A 17976-nucleotide genomic window follows, 5' to 3' on the forward strand; every position below is an offset into this window, starting at 1 on the left:
CGAAGCTCAGCCGCTGTGCGAGGAGCCGTGCGAGGCGCTGTGCTCGCTGTGGTTGGTGCCGATCTCCTCCTCGCCGCCCAGCGTGCCCTGCAGCGCCTTGACGACCTTGTCCTCGCCGACGGCGACCCACTTGCGGCCGACGAGGTAGAAACCGCCGTAGTCCTTCGCGTCGTTGATCCACTCGCGCTGGCCGCGGTCGGTGGCGAACGTGGCGAAGACGTACTTGCCGTCGGAGGTCTTGCAGATGGCCTGGCGGACCTCGTCGGAGTCGATCTGCATGTCCGGCTTGCACTTCACCTTGGCCGCCAGGCTCTCCAGACTGCCGGTGGCGGTTGCGGGGATCTTGGCGGCCGCGTCACTGTCTCCGGATCCACAGCCCGCCAGCGCCAGTACGGCCGCGGCGCCGGCCACGGCGAGCATCGGTCGGGTCAACCTCATCTGTTCCTCCGGGTCGCTGTACTGGCCCTACGCGGGCCCGTCCCCTTCGATACGGCTGTGAACTCCGGCATGCTCAAAAATACGGCCGTGACCCGTGCACGTGTGTGCGAGGGTATGGCCCGTGAACCAAGACTGGGAAGATCGTGTGACCGCCGCCTGGGCCACCCTCGACGACTATCCGGAAGAGAAGGCGGCCGACTTCCGAGCCGTGATCGACGCACTCGTCGCCGAGCTGCCGGACGGCAGTCCGCTCGGCCCCTTCGAGCAGGCCAGTGCCTGGGACTCGACGGGCCACTCGGACAAGGCGGTTCCGCTGTACCGGGAGGCGCTGGCGCGCGGGCTGAGCGAGGCCAGCCAGTACAAGGGCCGCAGAGCGAAGATCCAGCTGTCCAGTTCGCTCAGGAACACCGGGCAGGCCGAGGAGGGCGTCAAGCTGCTGACGCCCGAGCTGGACGCTCCTTCCGACGAGTTGGACGACGCGGTACGGGCCTGTCTGGCGCTGTGTCTGTCCAGCCTCGGCCGCGACCGCGAGGGCCTCTCCCTCGTCCTCGGCGCCCTGGCCCCCCATCTGCCGCGCTACCAGCGGTCGATGGCGAACTACGCGCGGGCGCTGGTCGAACCCGAGGGGTCTCCACCTGCTGGTCTTGATGTCGGGTAAGTGAGCGTAACCATGTATGAGTGAGTGTCGTTGTCAGAGCGTGAATCTGACGGAATGGGCGAAGACGCAGGGCGTGCATCCGCAGACCGCGTATCGCTGGTTCCGTGAGGGGACGTTGCCGGTACCGGCTCAGCGGGTCGGGCCGCGCACGATCCTGGTGAACATCGACGCGAACACCACGACCGAGGCCATCGGTGGTCTGGGCCTGTATGCCCGCGTGTCCTCGCACGATCAGAAGACCGATCTGGAACGCCAGGTCGCTCGGCTGTCGGCGTGGGCAGTGAAGACCGGTCACCGAGTCGTTCGTGTTGAGGCGGAGATCGCTTCCGGGATGAACGGCTGCCGTTCCAAGGCTCAACGTCTGCTGGCCGACCCGAACGTGACCACCGTGGTGGTGGAGCATAAGGACCGGCTCGGCCGGATGAACGTCGAACTTGTCGAGGCCGCCTTGTCCGCGACGGGCCGTCGCCTGCTGGTGGTGGCCGACGGCGAGGTCGAAGACGACCTGGTGCGGGACATGGTGGAGGTACTGACGTCGTTCTGCGCCCGTCTGTACGGGCGCAGGTCGGCGAAGAACCGCGCCCGCAAGGCACTGGAAGCGGCCGAACATGGCTGACCTCCGCCCGATCGCCGCGCCGTTCGTCGCTCTCGGCCCCTCCGGTGTGACGGTACGCACCCGGCTGGGGGACCTCACGCCCGCGGATGAGAAGGTTCTGCGCTTGGTGGGTGCGCACCTGGGCTCGCTCGCCTCGAAGGACCTCAAAGCGCGTTGCGCCGACGGCCTGGAGCACTCCACCGAGTCATGGGCGGCCCGGAAGCGGGACCTGACGGCCGAGTCGTCGTCCAGGTGGGCCGGGTCGATCACGAAGGCCACGCATGACCAGTGGGCGCTCGCCCGGCGCGGCCAGGCCGCGCACGTGAAGTCCCTCGAAGCCGGTATCACGACGATCCGGCACCGGCTGTCGCTGCCGGTCGGCCAGAAGGGCAGCAAGCGGGCTCCGGGCGGCTACCGCTCCGCGCACGAGTGGTTTAACAAGACGCGACGGCTGCATGTGTTGGAGGACCGGCTCGAGCAGGTTCGGGCCGACCGGGAGGCGGGCCGGGTGCACGTCGTGCGTGGCGGTAAACATCTGCTGGGCACCCGCCACAACCTCGACAAGGCGCAGCTCACCGAGGCCGAGTGGCACGAACGCTGGCATGCCTCACGCTGGTTCCTCCAAGCGGACGGCGAGTCGGGAAAAAGGTTCGGCAACGAGACGATCCGCATTACCCCCGAGGGCGAAGTGTCGATCAAGCTCCCCGCCCCGCTCGCCGACCTGGCCAACGCCAAGCACGGCCGGTACGTACTCGCTGCGCGGGTACGGTTCCCCCACCGGGGGCAGGAGTGGGCCGACCGCGTGGAGGCGAACCGGGCCGTGGCCTACCGCATCCTCCCCCACTCTCGGCTTCGCTCGAGCGGGGGCACCCCCATCGGCACGGGACGCGGGCGCTGGTACGTGGACGCCTCCTGGCAGATCCCTCCCACCAAGACCGTCCCACTTGAAGCCGCCCTCGCCGCTGGCGTGATCGGCGTGGACACCAACGCCGATCACCTCGCCGCATGGCGCCTCGACACTCACGGCAACCCGACTGGCCGGCCGCGCCGGTTCTCCTACGACCTGTCCGGCACCGCCCAGCACCGCGACGCCCAGGTACGGCACGCCCTCACGCGGCTGCTGAACTGGGCCAAGACCTGCGGCGTCAAGGCCATCGCAGTCGAAGACCTCGACTTCCAGACCGAGAAAACCAGAGAGAAGCACGGGCGCAAGCGCCGATTCCGGCAACTCATCTCCGGCATGCCCACCGGCAAGCTCCGCGCCCGGCTGGCCTCCATGGCCGACGCCACAGGTATCGCGATCATCGCCGTGGACCCGGCCTACACCAGCAAGTGGGGCGCCCAGCACTGGCAACAGCCGACGGCCGGCCCCACCGTTAAGACCACCCGGCACGATGCGGCGAGCATCGCGATCGGACGACGCGCCCAGGGACACCCGATCCGGCGACGGACGACACCGCCCCGTGCACACCAGAGCGATGTGCACGGGCATCGGACCATCCAGGCCGACCGGTGTGCCCCTGGGCGTGAGGGACCCCGCCCCCGCATCCCCGGACCACGGACACGATCCGTGCCGCCGGACGCGGCGAGTACGCGGGCAACCAGGACATCCAAAACCGTTCGGGGTGTCCGCAGTGACCAGGTATGGGTCCAAGACTCACTCCTGCTCACTGATTAGGAACGGTAATTCACCCGGGTGGCGGTGACCAACCAACGATTCGCTCGTTCTGCTGAACGTGCAGTCACAGGATGTCGCCCCGAGCCCCGCGCCCTCCCCCGTCGACCCGGTCGTCGACGTCGAGCAGGCCGAGGCCGCGCTCGTCGAGCACTACCCGCGACTGGTCCGGCTCGCCTACCTGGTGCTGCCGCCGAGCCTCGGCCGCAACCGGCGCGTGGTGACCGCACACTCCCTCACCCAGCGCGCCCTGCCCAGGGGCCGCGCCCAGGCCCCTGTGATCCCGGCCCAGTCGACCGGCCGGGACGGCGACCCCGGCTACGCCTTCGTCCGCCTCCAGGTGCTGCGTACGGCACTGGAGGCGGGCCTGCCGCTGAGGCGGGCGGCGTGGCCCAGGCGGTCCCAGCTGCCGCCGCTGCTGCCCCAGGTGTGGGGCCTGCGCCTCTTCCCGCGCTCGGGCGGCGCCGACGAACTCGCCCTCGACCAGCACCTGTCCGCCCTGTCGGGCCCCGCCCGCGCCGCCTACGTCCTGCGCGGGCTGGAGAAGCTCCCCGACGCCGACGTACGCCATGTGCTGACCGCCGCGGGCTGCGAGGACCCGGACGAGGCGCTCACCCAGGCCGACGACGTACCCGCTAAGTACGCCCTGCTCGACTCCCCCGAGTTCGACCCCTGCTCGCTGCAGGCGCGGCCCACCGACCTGATGCGGCGCAGACAGCACACCAGGGCCGCGCTCGCCGCCGCCGCGGCGCTCGCCGTGTGCGGGGCGCTGCTCGGCCTGCCCGGCGACGGCTGGGGCCCGGACGGCGCGGCCGCCCCCGCGTACGCGCAGAACCCGGCCGCCGAAGCAGCCCTCGACCCCGCCAAGCTGGCCCGGGTGCCCGCCACCGCCTGGGAGGCGGCCACCCGCACCGACTTCTCCGTCTGGCCCGCCCGCGGCGACCTCACCGACGACACCGCACTGCTGCGCCGCGCCCTCGCCGTCTGGGCCCGCCCCGGCGAGCGCGTCCAGGTCTCCGCGACCCCCGGCACCCCGTCCGGCGGCCCCGCCGGCCCGCCCCAGCTCCTGTACGCCGGGACCGTCGACAACGCGCACGTCGTGCTCCTCTACGACGGTCTGCGCATCGCCCGGTACGCCGAGCCGACGGACGGCTCGAAGGGCGCCGCCCTCGACTTCGCGCGGGTCGACGGCGCCGGCCGGGCCGAGGCGAGCGCGGTGGTGCTGGGCCGGGCCGACGGCAACGTCCGCTATCTGACGGCGCCCTGGGTGACCAGGGCCGCCGAGCGGGACCTGCTCAAGCCGGGCGCCGGTGCGATGGACCTCCACCCGTCCCACGGTGTCACGGCGCCGCTTGCCAGCCCGGCGGCGCAGACCGGCCCCTGCACGTCCTGGAACGCACTGCAGCTGACGGACTCCACCGGTAGGCGTCTGATGACCGACCTCGGCGAGCTCGTCCCCGCCCGTCTCACCACCGGGCGGCCCGGCTCGACGCGTGAGGCGGCCGGCGCCGAGGCGCTGCGTACCTGGTCGCCGTACGCCTGCTCGCTGGCCTCGATGCGGGCGGCGGGCGTGCGCGGTGTGAACGCCTGGGCGTACGCCCGGCAGCCGCTGCCCGAGGCGAGCGGCTCGGCGGACTGGGTGTGCACGCGGGCCGAGACCTGGCGGGGCGGCGGGACGCGGGTGCTGGCCGAGTTCCGTACGCAGGGCGGGACGTACGGGGCGGTCGCGGCGAAGGCCGAGAACGTACCGGCGTGCGGGGCGAAGGATCCGCATGTGCTGGCCGGGGTGCTGTGGAAGTCGGAGGCGGGCAACTGGTACCTGCTCGCGGCCGGCAGCCGCGGGACTGCGTCGATCGGCGCGACGGGCGGGACGACCGCCGACGCCGAGGGCAGCCTGCTGGCCGTGAAGGCCAAGCAGGGGACGCGGGCCGAGCTGAAGGGGACCCTGGACGACGGGCGGTCGATCAGCGGGCTGCAATGACACCGGGAGCTTGCTGACATCGGCGTCAACAAGTCTCCGCACGGGGGTTTCCCCGGGACTTACCCGTCAGTACATTGACGCCATGTCTAATACGCAGGTCCACCTCAAGGCCCGGAAGGTGTCCTTCTCCTGGGAGGGCACTCCGCTGCACTGGGTGCCCGGGGACCCGTTCTCCACGCACACCATCAATGTGCTGCATCTGCTGCTGCCCGCCGGTGAGCGGTGGTTCGTGCACGTCTACAAGCAGGTGCTGCCGTACATCCGGGACGAGCGGCTGCGTGCGGACGTCATCGGGTTCATCGGGCAGGAGGCGATGCACTCACAGGCCCACGACGAGGTGCTGCCGCATCTGAAGGAGCTCGGCCTCGATCCGACGCCGTACACCGCGCAGGTCGACTGGTTCTTCGAGAAGCTGCTGGGCGACCGGACGCTGCCGCCGGGCCGGTCGCGCAGGTGGTGGCTGATGGAGCGGGTCGCGATCATCGCGGCGATCGAGCACTACACCGCGTTCCTCGGCAACTGGGTGCTGAACGCCGAGGAGTTGGACCGGCGGGGCGCCGACCCGACGATGCTGGACCTGCTGCGCTGGCACGGCGCGGAGGAGGTCGAGCACCGGTCCGTCGCCTTCGACCTGTTCATGCACGTCGACGGGAGCTACCGGCGGCGTGTGCGCACCTGGGCCACGGCGTTCGCGGCGCTGGTGTTCCTGTGGCAGCGCGGGGCCCGCTTCTTCATGGCGAACGACCCGACGCTGACCGAGGGCCGGGCGAGCTTCAAGGAGTTCTACGTCCGCGGCAGGCGGGGCACGCTGCCCGCGACCGGGGACATGCTCAGGTCCATCCCGCGCTATCTCAGCCGGGACTACCACCCCTCCCAGGAGGGCTGCACCGAGCAGGCCGTCGCCTATCTCGCCTCCTCCCCCGCCGCCGTCGCCGCGGAAAGGAGAGCCGCCTGATGCCGAAGCTGCGTACCGTCGCCGTCCTCGCCGGGGCCGCATTCCTCACCCGGCGCGAGCTTCGCCGCCGCGTGCAGGCCTCGCCGCTGTGGCCGATGCCGGCGCTGGACCCGCCGATCTCCGGCCGGCCCCGGTCGCGGGCACTGCGGCTGCTGGTCGCCTCGCACGAGACCGTCGCCGAGGGGGTCGTACAACTGCGCCTGGAAGGAAGGGACTTGCCGCGCTGGGAGCCCGGTGCGCATCTCGATCTCGTGCTTCCGTCGGGGGTCGTGCGGCAGTACTCGCTGTGCGGGGACCCGGAGGACGCCCAGGCGTACACGGTCGCCACCCGGCTCGTCGAGGACGGGCGAGGCGGCTCCCGCGAGGTGCACGAGCAGGTGCGGGAAGGGATGGAACTGGAGGTGCGGGGGCCGCGCAATCGGTTCCCGCTCGTCGAGGCCCAGTCGTACGTCTTCATCGCGGGGGGAATCGGAATCACGCCAATCCTCCCTATGCTGCGGGCACTTGGGGACGGTGTGGAGTGGCGGCTGCTGTACTGCGGGCGGTCGCGGGAGTCGATGCCGTTCCTGGCGGAGGTCGAGAAGCTCGGCCGCAACCGCGTCACCGTGGTCGCCGGGGCGCCGGATCTCGACGCGCTGGACGTGCCCGAGGAAGCCGCCGTCTACTGCTGCGGGCCGGAAGGGCTCATGGCGGCGGTGGAGGAGCGATTCCCGCGCGTGCGCATCGAGCGCTTCACACCCCGTACGTCCGCCGGGGGCGACACCGCCTTCGAGGTCGAACTCCGGCGCAGCGCACGGTCGTTGACCGTGCCGGCCGACTCGAGTGTGCTGGCCGCCGTGCGCGCCGTGCTGCCGGGCACCGCCTACTCCTGCGAGCAGGGCTTCTGCGGAACCTGCGGGCAGCGGGTCCTGGAGGGCGAGGTGGAGCACCGGGACGAGCTGCTGACGGACGCCGAGCGCGCCGATTCGATGCTGATCTGCGTTTCGCGGGCGCGAAGTGAGCGACTTGTGCTGGATATGTGAACACCCTTGGCCGGTCCGGCCCGTTCGGGGCCGGATCCGATCGGTAAGGTGTTCGTATGACTACCGGGGTACGCCGCAGAATGGGAGTCGACGAGCGGCGGCAGCAGTTGATCGGCGTCGCGCTCGAACTGTTCAGCCAACGCTCGCCGGACGACGTCTCCATCGACGAGATAGCGTCCGCCGCGGGCATCTCCCGCCCGCTGGTCTACCACTACTTCCCCGGCAAACTCAGCCTGTACGAGGCCGCGTTGAAGCGTGCCGCGCAGGATCTCGCGGGACGGTTCGACGAGCCGCAGGAGGGCCCGCTCGGGGACCGGCTGCGCCGGGTGATGCGCCGCTTCTTCGACTTCGTCGACGACCACGGGCCCGGCTTCGCGGCGCTGATGCGGGGCGGCCCGGCGGTCGGCTCCTCGGCGACCAACGCGCTCATCGACTCCGTACGGCAGGCCGCGTACGAGCAGATCCTGTCGCATCTGGGCATCGAGGACCCGCCCGCGCGACTGGAACTGGTCGTACGCTCCTGGATCTCGCTCGCCGAGTCGACCGCGCTGATCTGGCTGGACGGGCGGCGCATCCCGCGCGCCGAACTGGAGTCCCAGCTGGTGCACGACTTCGCCGCCCTGGCCGCCGTCAGCGCCGCCTACGACGAGGAGATGGGCGCGCTGCTGCGCCGCATGCTCAAGCACGAGCCGCCGGAGGGGCCCTTCGCGGACCTGGTGACCCGGCTGATCGCACTCGCCTCGTAGGACAGGCCCTAGCGCTCGAACTTCCGGTACGACGGGTCGAGGTCGCGCACCTCGGCGGAGGCGTGCAGGACCTCCGCGCCGTCGTCCTCCACATGCTTCTTCAGCAGCTCGAGGACGGTCTCGGTCAGCTTCGCCTTCGTCTCTTCGGTGCGGCCGGCGAGCAGTCCGATCATGACGTGGACGACGGCGTGACCGTCGTCCAGCGGGTCCTCGTAGCCGAACGCGGTGACCTCGGACGCGCGGAACTGCGTCTTGCAGGCCTCCGGCTTGGCGGCCGCGATCTCGACGAGCGCGGTGTGCAGGTCGTGGGCGAAGGCCTCCCGGTCGAAGGTGATCGTCTTCGAGTGGTCGACGGTGATCTGCGGCATGGGCACTCCTGTTCTACGGCAGCGACAGGGCAACCCTAATTCCTCACTGGTTCCTCAGCTGCAGTGCGAGCATCGCGATGTCGTCCTCGCGGTCGTGGCCGAAGCAGGCCAGGAGGGTGTCGCACAGGGCGTCCAGGCCGGGCAGGGCGCCGACGGCCGCCGAGCGGAGGTGTTCCATCGAGACCGTCAGGTCCGTGCCGCGGGTCTCGATCAGGCCGTCGGTGACCATGAGGAGCCGGTCGGTGGGTTCCAGGAACAGCTCGGTGGGCGGCGGGTGCGGCAGGCCCACACCGAGCAGCGGACCGGCGGCCTTGACGTACTCCGCGTCGCCGGTGCTGCGCAGGATCAGCGGCGGGATGTGGCCCGCGTTGGCGATCCGGGTGCGCCCGGTGGCGGGGTCGATCTGGGCCAGACAGACGGTGGCCGTCACGTCGGAGTGGTAGTGCTGGAGCATCCGGTCGAGGCGCTCGGCGAGCACGGCGGGGTCGCTCTCCTCGACGCAGTAGGCGCGCAGCGCGTGCCGGATCTCGACCATGACGGTGGCCGCCTCCAGCGAGTGCCCGACCACGTCGCCGACCGCGGTGAGCGCCCCTTCGCCGGTGCGCAGGGCCGCGTAGAAGTCACCGCCGATCTCGGTCTCCTGGGACGCGGGCACGTAACGGACTCCGACGTCGATGCCCGGCAGCTCGGGCAGCCGGTGCGGCTGGGGCAGGAAGCTGTGCTGCAGGGTGAGCGCGACATGCCGCTCGACCTGGTACATGAGCAGCGGCTCGGCGGCCAGCGCGGTGGCCTGCGCCAGCTGGGCCAGCAGTGCCTCGCCCTCGGGACTGACCCGGCGCATCCCGCGGGTGGGCGTGGCCAGGCACACCGGGGCTCGGCCGTCCTGCGTGAGGACGAGCGCCAGGCGGGCGTCGTGCTGCACGCCGGGCCGGAAGAACCCGGCCGGCCACAGCGGCGCGGGCACCGTGGTGATCTGCACCCCGGCCTGCCCGCGGGTGAGGCGCCGCAGCAGCGCACCCACGGCCCGGTGGGCACCCCCGTCCGGCAGGGCGAGGGAGGTGCGGTCCCGGGACAGACCGCGGTAGAGCTCGTCGTCCGGGCCCAGGACGAAGACGGCGGCGGGGCACCCGATGAGCCGCGCCGTCCCGTCGGCGGCCGCGTCGGCGAGTTCCTGCAAGGAGCGCGCCGACTGAATGGTGACGATCGCCTGCGACAGCAGCGTCAGCCGCCGTACCAGCGCCTGGTCGTCGGCGCGCAGCCGGGCGGTGCGCACCGCGGAGCGGACCACCGCCTCGATCTCCTCGGGCTCGGCGGGCACCGTCAGATACGTCTCGGCGCCCGCGTCCAGCCCCTGGCAGCGGCCGCCCGGGGGCACGGCGGCCGCCGAGAAGTGCACCACGGGCAGGCCCGCCATGTGTGGGCGCTCCTTGAGCCGACGGCACAGTTCGAAGCCGCTCATGTCCGGCAGGTCGACGTCGACGAGGGCCACGTCGGGCAGGATGCCCTTGCGCAGCCGTACGTCGAGTTCGACGAGCGCCTCGTTGCCGCTGGCGACCGGTACGACCTGGTGTCCGGCGCGGCGCAGCACGGTTCCCATGGCGTACCTGCTGGCCGCCACGTCGTCCACGACCAGCACGGTCGTGTCTGTCAGCTTGCCGTTGACGTCCATCTTCCAGCCCTTGGCCAACGCCGGTGGGGCAGACCGTCGTTCGAGGTCTGCCCCACCAAAGTAATGCCCGTATCAGGAGATCCGGGAGAATATCGCAACAGTGCGCCCCGGAACGGCGAACGTGCCCGATTCCCGCTCATAGGAAGAGTTCTTGACGATAGGGTCTGCGCCCGCCGTCTGCACCGGGTGCAGCCGGTAGCCGGTTCCGGCCAGGGCGCCGATCCGCTGCTCCTGCTGTTGTGGGGTGGCGTTGAAGACGACGACGAGGTCACCGAGTTCCATGGTGATCACGCCGGGCGTCTCGTCCTTCCCGGACAGCGGGAACGACAGCTTCGACTGCACCTGCGCGGCCGTACCGAGCGAGAAGACGCTGTCCGTCGTACGGATCTTCAGGAGATCCCGGTACGCGGCCGAGGCGCCCTCGATCTGCGAGCAGCCCACCTTCACCGTGCTCAACAGGGGCTTTGCGTACGACCACTTGGACTCGTTGTCGGCCGCCATCGGCAGCCCTCGCCCGAAGCCGTTGCCGTCCGCGCAGTTCCAGTGGACGGCGTTGAACCAGTCGCCGCTGTCGAAGGAGTTGCGGTCCAGGGACTTGGAGCGGAGCAGGTCGGTGCCTGCCTGGGAGAGGGCCGGGCCCTGCGAGAGGGTGGCCGTCGCCATCGCGAGGACCTGCATCCGGGCCCGGTCGGTGGCGGAGGTGTCCTTCGGCAGTTTGTAGGTGAGGGCGTCGAACAGCGACTCGTTGTCGTGCGCGTCGACGTAGGCGAGGGCGTCGCCGGGCGCGTCCGCGTATCCGGCGGCCTGGCCGTTGTAGTCGACCTCGGAGCCGGTGACCTCCTTGCCGGCGGTGTCGGTGAAGCGGTACTTGGCGAGGTTGCCGGAGAGCCCGACCTTGATCAGGTCCTGGTAGTGCAGCAGCCGGGACTTCTGCTCGGCCGAAGTGCCGTTGGCGGTCGAGGAGTTGGGGTCGGTGTACAGACCGGAGGCGAAGCCCTGGACGCCGGGGTCGGAGTCGAAGGGGCTGCCGCCGCGCACGGCGTCACGGGCCCGGTCGGAGAAGGTGGCGATGCCGGTTCCGGCCATGTTCTTCTGCGTGGCCTGCACGAAGCGGGCGTCGTCGGCGACCTCGCCGAAGTTCCAGCCCTCGCCGTACATGATGATCTTCTTGCCGTCGACGCCGTCCTTCGCGAGGGTCAGCGCGTCGAGGGCCTTGCGGACGGCGAGGATGTTGGCTTTCGGCTGGTGTCCCATGAGGTCGAAGCGGAACCCGTCGACCTTGTACTCCTTGGCCCAGGTGACCACGGAGTCGACGACCAGTTTGCCCATCATGGCGTTCTCGGTGGCGGTGTTGGCACAGCAGGTGCTGTTCGCCACCGAGCCGTCCGCGAGGAGGCGCTGGTAGTAGCCGGGTACGACCTTGTCGAGGACGCTGGTGTCCGCCTGGCCGCTGGCCGCGGTGTGGTTGTAGACGACGTCCATGACGACCCTGAGGCCGTCCTCGTTCAGCGACTTGACCATCCTGCGGAACTCGACGGTACGGCCGGTGCCGTCCGGGTCGGTCGCGTACGACCCCTCGGGGACCGTGTAGTGGTACGGGTCGTAGCCCCAGTTGTAGGCGTCCTTCGCGGCGATCTTCGCGACGCACTCCTGCTGCTTGTCGGAGTCGGCCGGGTAGGAGGCGAGGTCGCAGTCGGTGGTCGCCTGGTCCGCCTTCTTCTCGGGGATGGTGGCGATGTCGAACGCGGGCAGCAGATGGACGTACGACGTCCCCGACTTGGCGAGCTCACGCAGGTGCTTCGAGCCGTCGCTGCCCTTGTCGGTGAAGGCGAGGTAGGTGCCGCGGTGCGCGGCCGGGGTGCTCTTGTCCGCCACCGAGAAGTCCCGGACGTGCAGCTCCTGGATCTGCGCGTCCTTCAGGGGTACGGCCTTGGGCTTGACGTAGCCCGACCAGCCGCTCGGGGCAAGGGACCTGTCGTCGAGGTCGACGAGGAGACTGCGCTCGGAGTTCGCGGTGAGGGCGACCGAGTAGGGGTCGGTGACCTTGTTGGTGACGACCTTGCGGACGCTCGGCGCCCACACCTTGACGACGTACCGATAGGGCTTGTTCTTCCAGGACCCCGGGCCGGTGACGGACCAGACGCCGGTGGCGTCGTTGCGGTGCATCGGCTTTACATCACCGTCGAGCTCGAGTGACACCTTCTGCGCCGTCGGCGCCCAGACGGCAAGCGTGGGACGGCCGTTGTGGAACGTGGGGCCGAGTGCGGACTTCGTCGCGTCGGCGTACAGGTCGTCGAGCACGCCCGCGATCTGCACGCCGGTCGCCGCCAACACCGCCCCGTTCGCGGCCCGTTGGGAGGCGACGAGCTGGCCGTCGAGGGCCTCGCGCACACGGTCCCGGTCGCGCGGGTCGACGGACCAGGCCGTGTAGTCCTTCAGGTACGGGAACTTGGCCTTCTGGGCGTCGGTGAGCGTGGTCCTGCCCAGCCGCAGCCAGCGCTCGTCGTCGCTGGTCAGCGCGCCGTCCTTCACGGCGATCGAGCCGTCGTGGGAGTAGAGCAGCTGGGTGGAGGCGGCGGCGTCGGAGCCGTTCCAGGCGACGGTGTTGCGGTCGATCCAGACCGCCTTGGAGGTGGTCAGGTCGAGCGCGGCGGCCGAGCCCGCGGGCTGGGGCAGCAGGTACTTCTCCTGGCCGTTCAACAGCCACACCTCGTAGCCGTTGGACTTGAGGTCCAGCGACTGGTCGGCCGGGAGGTCCTTCTCGTCGCCCTTGTGGATGATGTAACTGAGGCTGGTGGCACCGTCGCCCAGCGGCACCTCGAAGACCGCACCATAGGCGTCAGTCTTCACCGGCTTCAGCGGGCTCGACCAGTCGGTGGGGTTCGCGGCGCCGGTCCAGACGTGCAGTCCCCAGCCGTCGTAGTTCCCGTCGGCGCGGTGGTAGTGGATGACCGCCTTGGCCTTGTCCTGCGCCGGGTAGTCCGGCCGCGTGGTCTGTACGGCCTCCTTGCCCTGCTCGATCCAGACCTCGCCGGTCTTGGTGACGTCGATGGTGCGGTCGGTGGAGACGTCCTTGTTGCCGTCCTTGTCGACGACCAGGAAGCCGACGCTGGAGGCGCCGGGCTTCAGCTTGACGTAGGCGAAGGCGCCGTAGGCGTCACGGCCGATGAAGGGGTGGCCGGCGGGCCAGGTGGTCGACTCGCCGTCGGCGAGGTCGCCCCAGGCGTACAGGCCCCAGTTGTCGTAGTCGCCGTCGGTGCGCTTGTAGTGGACGATCGCGTAGTCGCGGGAGGAGGCGGTGGGTGTCTCCTCGGCGGGCGGGGTGCCGGTGGTGCTCTGCGCGGTCGCGCTCGAGGTCCGTCCGGCCGAGTCGATGACAACTGCCTTGTAACGCAGGGCAGTTCCTGACGGTACGTCCTTGCCGATGGCCTGCGTGACTTTGTACGGGGCGTGATCGGCGGAGCCGAGCGTCTTCCACTTGCCGTTACCCACCTGGGCGGCGAAGACGACACGGTTGAGCCGGCCGCCGTCGACGTCGGCCGACAACTCGACCGTGCCGGTGGCGCCCGCGTCGGGGACCTTGAGGGTGAGCGTCGGTGCGGTGGCCGGCTTGGCGAGCTTGCCGGCCGCCTTGAAGACGACGGCGGACCCGGCCGGGACGGTGACCGTGACCTTCTTGTCGCTGTCGGAGGTGACATCGGCCGAAGTGCCGTAGATCCCACGGAACTTCATGCCCGCGGAGCCGGTCGCGAAGGTCGCCGTCTTGGCCTCGTCGGCGTTGTTGAGGGCGACGACGTACTCGGTCCTGTCGCTGCCGGTGCTCGTCCGGGAGAAGGCGTAGATGCCCGAGCCGTCGGCCGCGTACCGCTGCGTCTGCACCCCGTCCGTGAGCGCGGGGTTGTCCTTGCGCAGCTTGCCGAGAGCGGCGATCTGCTTGTAGAGCGGGGCAGTTGTGTCGTACGAGTCACTCGCGTGCGTGCGGTCGGTGCCGATCTCGTCGTCGTCGAGGTAGTCGGCGACCTTCGAGGCGAACATCGTCTGGCGGGCGTCCTTGTCGCCGCCGGCGCCGGTGAAGCCCTGCTCGTCGCCGTAGTAGACGACCGGGTTGCCGCGGCTGAGGAACATCACCTCGTTGGCGAGCCGGTCCTTGGCGAGCAACTGGGCGTCCGTGGCCTTCGGGTTGTCCTGCTCCAGGAAGTACCCGATGCGGCCCATGTCGTGGTTGCCGAGGAAGGTGACCTGCTCGTAGGCGTTGGCCTTGTCGGTCGTGTACTTGTAGTCGTCGCCGAAGACCGAGGCCAGCTTCTGCGCGCTGCCGCCCTGGGAGGCGTAGGTGCGGGCGGCGTCCTGGAAGGGGAAGTCGAGGGTGGCGTCGAGGCGGCCCTGGGTGACGTACGGCGACGTGATGGAGGTGTCGGCGGAGTAGACCTCGCCGAACATGAAGAAGTTCTTGCGCCCCTGCTTGGCGGCGTACGCGTCGAGGGCGGTCGCCCACTGGGTCCAGAAGTCCATGTCGACGTGCTTCACGGTGTCGATCCGGAAGCCGTCGATGTCGAAGTCGCGCACCCAGCGCTCGTAGATCTTCTCCATGCCGCTGACGACCTCGGGACGCTCGGTCCACAGGTCGTCGAGGCCGCCGAAGTCGCCGTACGTGGAGCTCTCGCCGGCGAAGGTGGAGTCACCGCGGTTGTGGTACATCGTCGGGTCGTTGAGCCAGGCGGGGACCTTGGCGTTCTTGTCCGCGGCGGCGACGGTCGGCATGCGGGGGAAGGAGTCGGCGTCGACGGCCGGGAACTTCTTGCCGCCGTCCGCGTAGTCGGCGTCGTCGAAGGGCCGCCCGTCCTTGGTCAGGTACGGGAAGGCGCCCTTGGAGAGGTAGTCGTAGGACTTCTCCGCATAGTCGACGACGTCGGCGGTGTGGTTGGTGATGACGTCGAAGAAGACCTTCATGCCCTTGGCGTGCGCCTTGGAGATCAGGGTCTCGAGGTCCTTGTTGGTCCCGAAGTGCGGGTCGACCTGGGTGAAGTCGGTGATCCAGTAACCGTGGTAGCCGGCCGAGGCGTTGCTGCCGGTGCCCTGCACGGGACGGTTCTTGAAGATCGGGGCCATCCAGATGGCGGTGGTGCCGAGGCCCTTGATGTAGTCGAGCTTCTTCGTCAGGCCCTTGAGGTCACCGCCCTGGTAGAAGCCCTTGTCGGTGGGGTCGTAGCCGGTGGACAGGCGTGAACCCGTAAGTCCGCCCCTGTCGTTGGCGGTGTCGCCGTTGGCGAAACGGTCCGGTATGACGAAGTAGAACTGCTCGCGGGTGTCGTCGTGCCGGGCGGGCTGAGCGGCGAGCTTCGCGTCGGAGGGTGGCGGAGGCGGGGAGTCCGCGTGGGCCGCGAGCGGCTGCACGAGGGCTACGGCGAGCGCGGCGACGGTGACGGCCGCGACCCGTCTGGCGTGGGCGGTTCGGCGCGTCCGGGGCGCCGGCCATCTCGGTATCACAGGCGGGAACTCCTTGCGATTACGGCTCTCTGGGTCCGACCCCGCGCGACCGTATCGCTAACGCAAGGTTTACAGCAAGAGACTTGAAACTCATAGCAAGAACTTTCACGAGCAACCTTGACGCACCTCCCCAACGGCCCCACTCTCACCACTGGTTGACCTTTGGTTGAAACCCAAACACCTTTCATCGGAGCCGCACATGATCGGACACCGACCCCCGGGTGTCTTCCGGCGCACGGCAACTGCCGCGGCCGCCGGCGCGCTGGCCCTCGCGGGCGCCGTCGCGCTGCCCGCCACGACCGCACACGCGGACACCACCGCCAAGGGCGACGTCATCGCCAACCTCTGGGAATGGAACTGGGACTCCATAGCCTCCGAGTGCACGAATGTCCTGGGTCCCGCCGGCTACGGCGCGGTCCAGGTCGCCCCGCCCGCCGAGTCCCTCAAGCAGTCGTCGTACTACTGGTGGGACGTCTACCAGCCCTACTCCTACGACCTGAACAGCCGCTTCGGCACGGCGGCGAAGTTCGCGTCGATGATCACCGCCTGCCACAACGCCGGCGTCAAGGTGTACACGGACGCGGTGATCAACCACACCGCCGCACAGACCGGCACCGGCTACAACGGCACGACGATCACCAACAAGTACGACACCCCGGAGTGGGACCGGAGCGACTATCACGACTCCAGCAGCTGCCCGACCTCCGACCTCACCATCCAGGACTACTCGAACCTCACCCAGGTCCAGAACTGCGAACTCCTCGGCCTGCCCGACCTGAAGACCGGCTCGGACACCGTCCGCGCGGGTATCGCGGACTTCCTGAACTCCCAACTCGCCCTCGGCGTCGACGGCTTCCGGGTCGACGCGGCCAAGCACATCCCCGAGACCGACCTCGCGGCGATCGAGTCGAAGCTGACGAACACGACGTCCGGGACGGCGCCGTACGTCTTCCAGGAGATCTATCCCGGCTCGACCCCGCAGCCCAGCGACTACTACTCCTCCGGCGACGTCCTCGACTTCACGTACGCGAGCAAGATGAAGTCGGCGTTCCAGGGGAACGTGAGCGACCTGGGGTCCCTGTCGTCGTCCGGCATCCTCCCGGCCGCCAACTCGGTGTCCTTCGTGACCAACCACGACACCGAGCGCAACGGCCTGCACATGAGCTACAAGGACGGCGACACCTACAAGCTCGCCAACCTCTTCCAGCTCGCCTACAAGTGGTCGACGCCCACGGTCTACGCCAGCTGGGAGTGGACCCAGAGCGACCAGGCCCCGCCGAACTCCGCCGGCTTCGTCACCGACACGGACTGCGACAGCGGCTCCTGGTACTGCCTGGACCGCGACACGGCGGTCGTCGGCATGGTGGCCTGGCACAACGCGGTCGACACGGCGGCGGTCTCCGACTGGCAGACCAAGTCGTCGAGCGTGATCGGCTTCGGGCGGTCGGGCGCGGGCTTCTTCGCGCTCAACAACGGTTCCTCGTCGGCGACTTACACCTTCACGACGGGCATGGCCGACGGCACGTACAGCAACGTGATCGACGGCGGCACGACAAAGGTGACCGTCTCCGGCGGCAGCGCGTCGATCACCATCCCCGCGAAGAGCGCGGTCGCCTTCTACAACTCGTCGTACACCTGCACGGTGGGCTGCGGCGACACGGGCGGCGGCTCGTCCGGTTCGACGGTGAGCGCGACCTTCAACGAGTACGCGTCCACGACGAGCGGCACGAACGTCTACGTGGTCGGCTCGATCTCGGCGCTTGGCAGCTGGGACACCTCGAAGGCGATCCAGCTGTCGTCGACCGGATACCCGATCTGGTCGGGCGAGGTGAGTGTGCCGATCAACACGTCGTTCACCTACAAGTACGTCAAAAAAGACTCGTCCGGAAACGTCACCTGGGAGTCGAACGCCAACAGGTCGGCCACCACGACGACTTCGGCGATCTCCCTGAACAACTCCTGGAACGTGGCGGACGCCGACGCCACCGACGTCACCTTCAACGAGTACGCGACGACTGACTGGGGCACCAACGTCTACGTCGTGGGCTCCGTCGCCTCCCTCGGCTCCTGGAACACGAGCGACGCGATTCCGCTGTCGTCGGAGTCGTACCCGACGTGGAGCAAGCTGGTGATCGTCCCGAAGAGCACGGCCTTCACGTACAAGTACGTCAAGAAGGACAGCTCCGGGAACGTGACCTGGGAGTCCGGGACGAACCGCTCGTACACGACGGGCAGTTCGTCCGGATACTCCACCAGCGACACCTGGAAGTGAGCGGGCTCTATCGCCTGACGATGTAGGTGACCAGAGACCGAGCCGGAACCGTGGCGGTCAGCGAACCCCCGCCGACCGCCACGACCGGCTGTTTCTGAGTCCGCGCTGCA

At 69.5% G+C, this 17976-nt stretch carries 12 protein-coding genes; 8 read left to right on the plus strand and 4 right to left on the minus strand.

Features of this window, described 5'->3' with window-relative positions:
* Positions 1-6 precede the first annotated feature (6 nt).
* Complete coding sequence (locus ACFY1L_RS26765; protein ID WP_388829294.1) at positions 7-438, minus strand: hypothetical protein; 432 nt, start codon at positions 436-438, stop codon at positions 7-9.
* A gap of 121 nt (positions 439-559) precedes the next feature.
* On the opposite strand from ACFY1L_RS26765, the gene ACFY1L_RS26770 reads away from it, so the two are divergent.
* The 7 genes from ACFY1L_RS26770 (at position 560) to ACFY1L_RS26800 (ending at position 8070) form a co-directional block, all read left to right on the plus strand.
* On the plus strand, positions 560-1096 hold the full coding sequence (locus ACFY1L_RS26770) for a tetratricopeptide repeat protein (RefSeq protein WP_388829297.1): 537 nt from the start codon (positions 560-562) through the stop codon (positions 1094-1096).
* Between the two features lie 40 nt (positions 1097-1136).
* Positions 1137-1712, plus strand: a complete 576-nt coding sequence (locus tag ACFY1L_RS26775) for an IS607 family transposase (RefSeq protein ID WP_388829300.1) — start codon at positions 1137-1139, stop codon at positions 1710-1712.
* On the plus strand, positions 1705-3369 hold the full coding sequence (locus ACFY1L_RS26780) for an IS200/IS605 family accessory protein TnpB-related protein (RefSeq protein ID WP_388829303.1): 1665 nt from the start codon (positions 1705-1707) through the stop codon (positions 3367-3369). The genes ACFY1L_RS26775 and ACFY1L_RS26780 overlap by 8 nt, the downstream gene beginning before the upstream one ends.
* Before the next feature lie 58 nt (positions 3370-3427).
* Positions 3428-5347, plus strand: a complete 1920-nt coding sequence (locus ACFY1L_RS26785) for a hypothetical protein (protein WP_388829306.1) — start codon at positions 3428-3430, stop codon at positions 5345-5347.
* An 82-nt stretch (positions 5348-5429) separates the two neighbouring features.
* The gene (locus ACFY1L_RS26790) at positions 5430-6302 is read left to right on the plus strand and encodes a metal-dependent hydrolase (RefSeq protein ID WP_388829308.1); all 873 of its coding nucleotides are present in this window, start codon (positions 5430-5432) and stop codon (positions 6300-6302) included.
* Entirely contained in the window at positions 6302-7324 is a 1023-nt protein-coding gene (locus tag ACFY1L_RS26795; RefSeq protein WP_388829311.1) for a PDR/VanB family oxidoreductase, read from the plus strand. Before ACFY1L_RS26790 ends, ACFY1L_RS26795 begins: the two co-directional genes overlap by 1 nt.
* A gap of 56 nt (positions 7325-7380) precedes the next feature.
* Positions 7381-8070, plus strand: a complete 690-nt coding sequence (locus tag ACFY1L_RS26800; RefSeq protein WP_388829315.1) for a TetR/AcrR family transcriptional regulator — start codon at positions 7381-7383, stop codon at positions 8068-8070.
* 8 nt (positions 8071-8078) lie between these two features.
* Here ACFY1L_RS26800 and ACFY1L_RS26805 read toward each other — a convergent pair whose 3' ends face one another.
* The 3 genes from ACFY1L_RS26805 to pulA all read right to left on the minus strand — a co-directional run bounded on the left by ACFY1L_RS26805 (position 8079) and on the right by pulA (position 15594).
* Positions 8079-8438: a 5-carboxymethyl-2-hydroxymuconate Delta-isomerase gene (locus ACFY1L_RS26805; RefSeq protein WP_388829318.1), complete on the minus strand. Its 360-nt coding sequence runs from the start codon at positions 8436-8438 to the stop codon at positions 8079-8081.
* Between the two features lie 43 nt (positions 8439-8481).
* Positions 8482-10107 (minus strand): SpoIIE family protein phosphatase, encoded by a 1626-nt coding sequence (locus ACFY1L_RS26810; protein WP_388829320.1) that lies wholly within the window; start codon positions 10105-10107, stop codon positions 8482-8484.
* Positions 10108-10179: 72 nt separating this feature from the next.
* A complete protein-coding gene (gene pulA / locus ACFY1L_RS26815) occupies positions 10180-15594 on the minus strand; it encodes a pullulanase-type alpha-1,6-glucosidase (RefSeq protein ID WP_388829323.1) in 5415 nt (1804 codons plus the stop codon).
* Between the two features lie 199 nt (positions 15595-15793).
* Here pulA and ACFY1L_RS26820 point away from each other — a divergent pair, with 199 nt between their 5' ends.
* Positions 15794-17866 carry a carbohydrate-binding module family 20 domain-containing protein gene (locus tag ACFY1L_RS26820; protein WP_388829326.1) on the plus strand — a complete coding sequence of 691 codons (2073 nt, stop codon included), beginning with the start codon at positions 15794-15796 and terminating at the stop codon, positions 17864-17866.
* Positions 17867-17976 lie beyond the last annotated feature (110 nt).

Source organism: Streptomyces sp. NPDC001663 (assembly GCF_042893105.1).
Classification (GTDB): Bacteria; Actinomycetota; Actinomycetes; order Streptomycetales; family Streptomycetaceae; genus Streptomyces.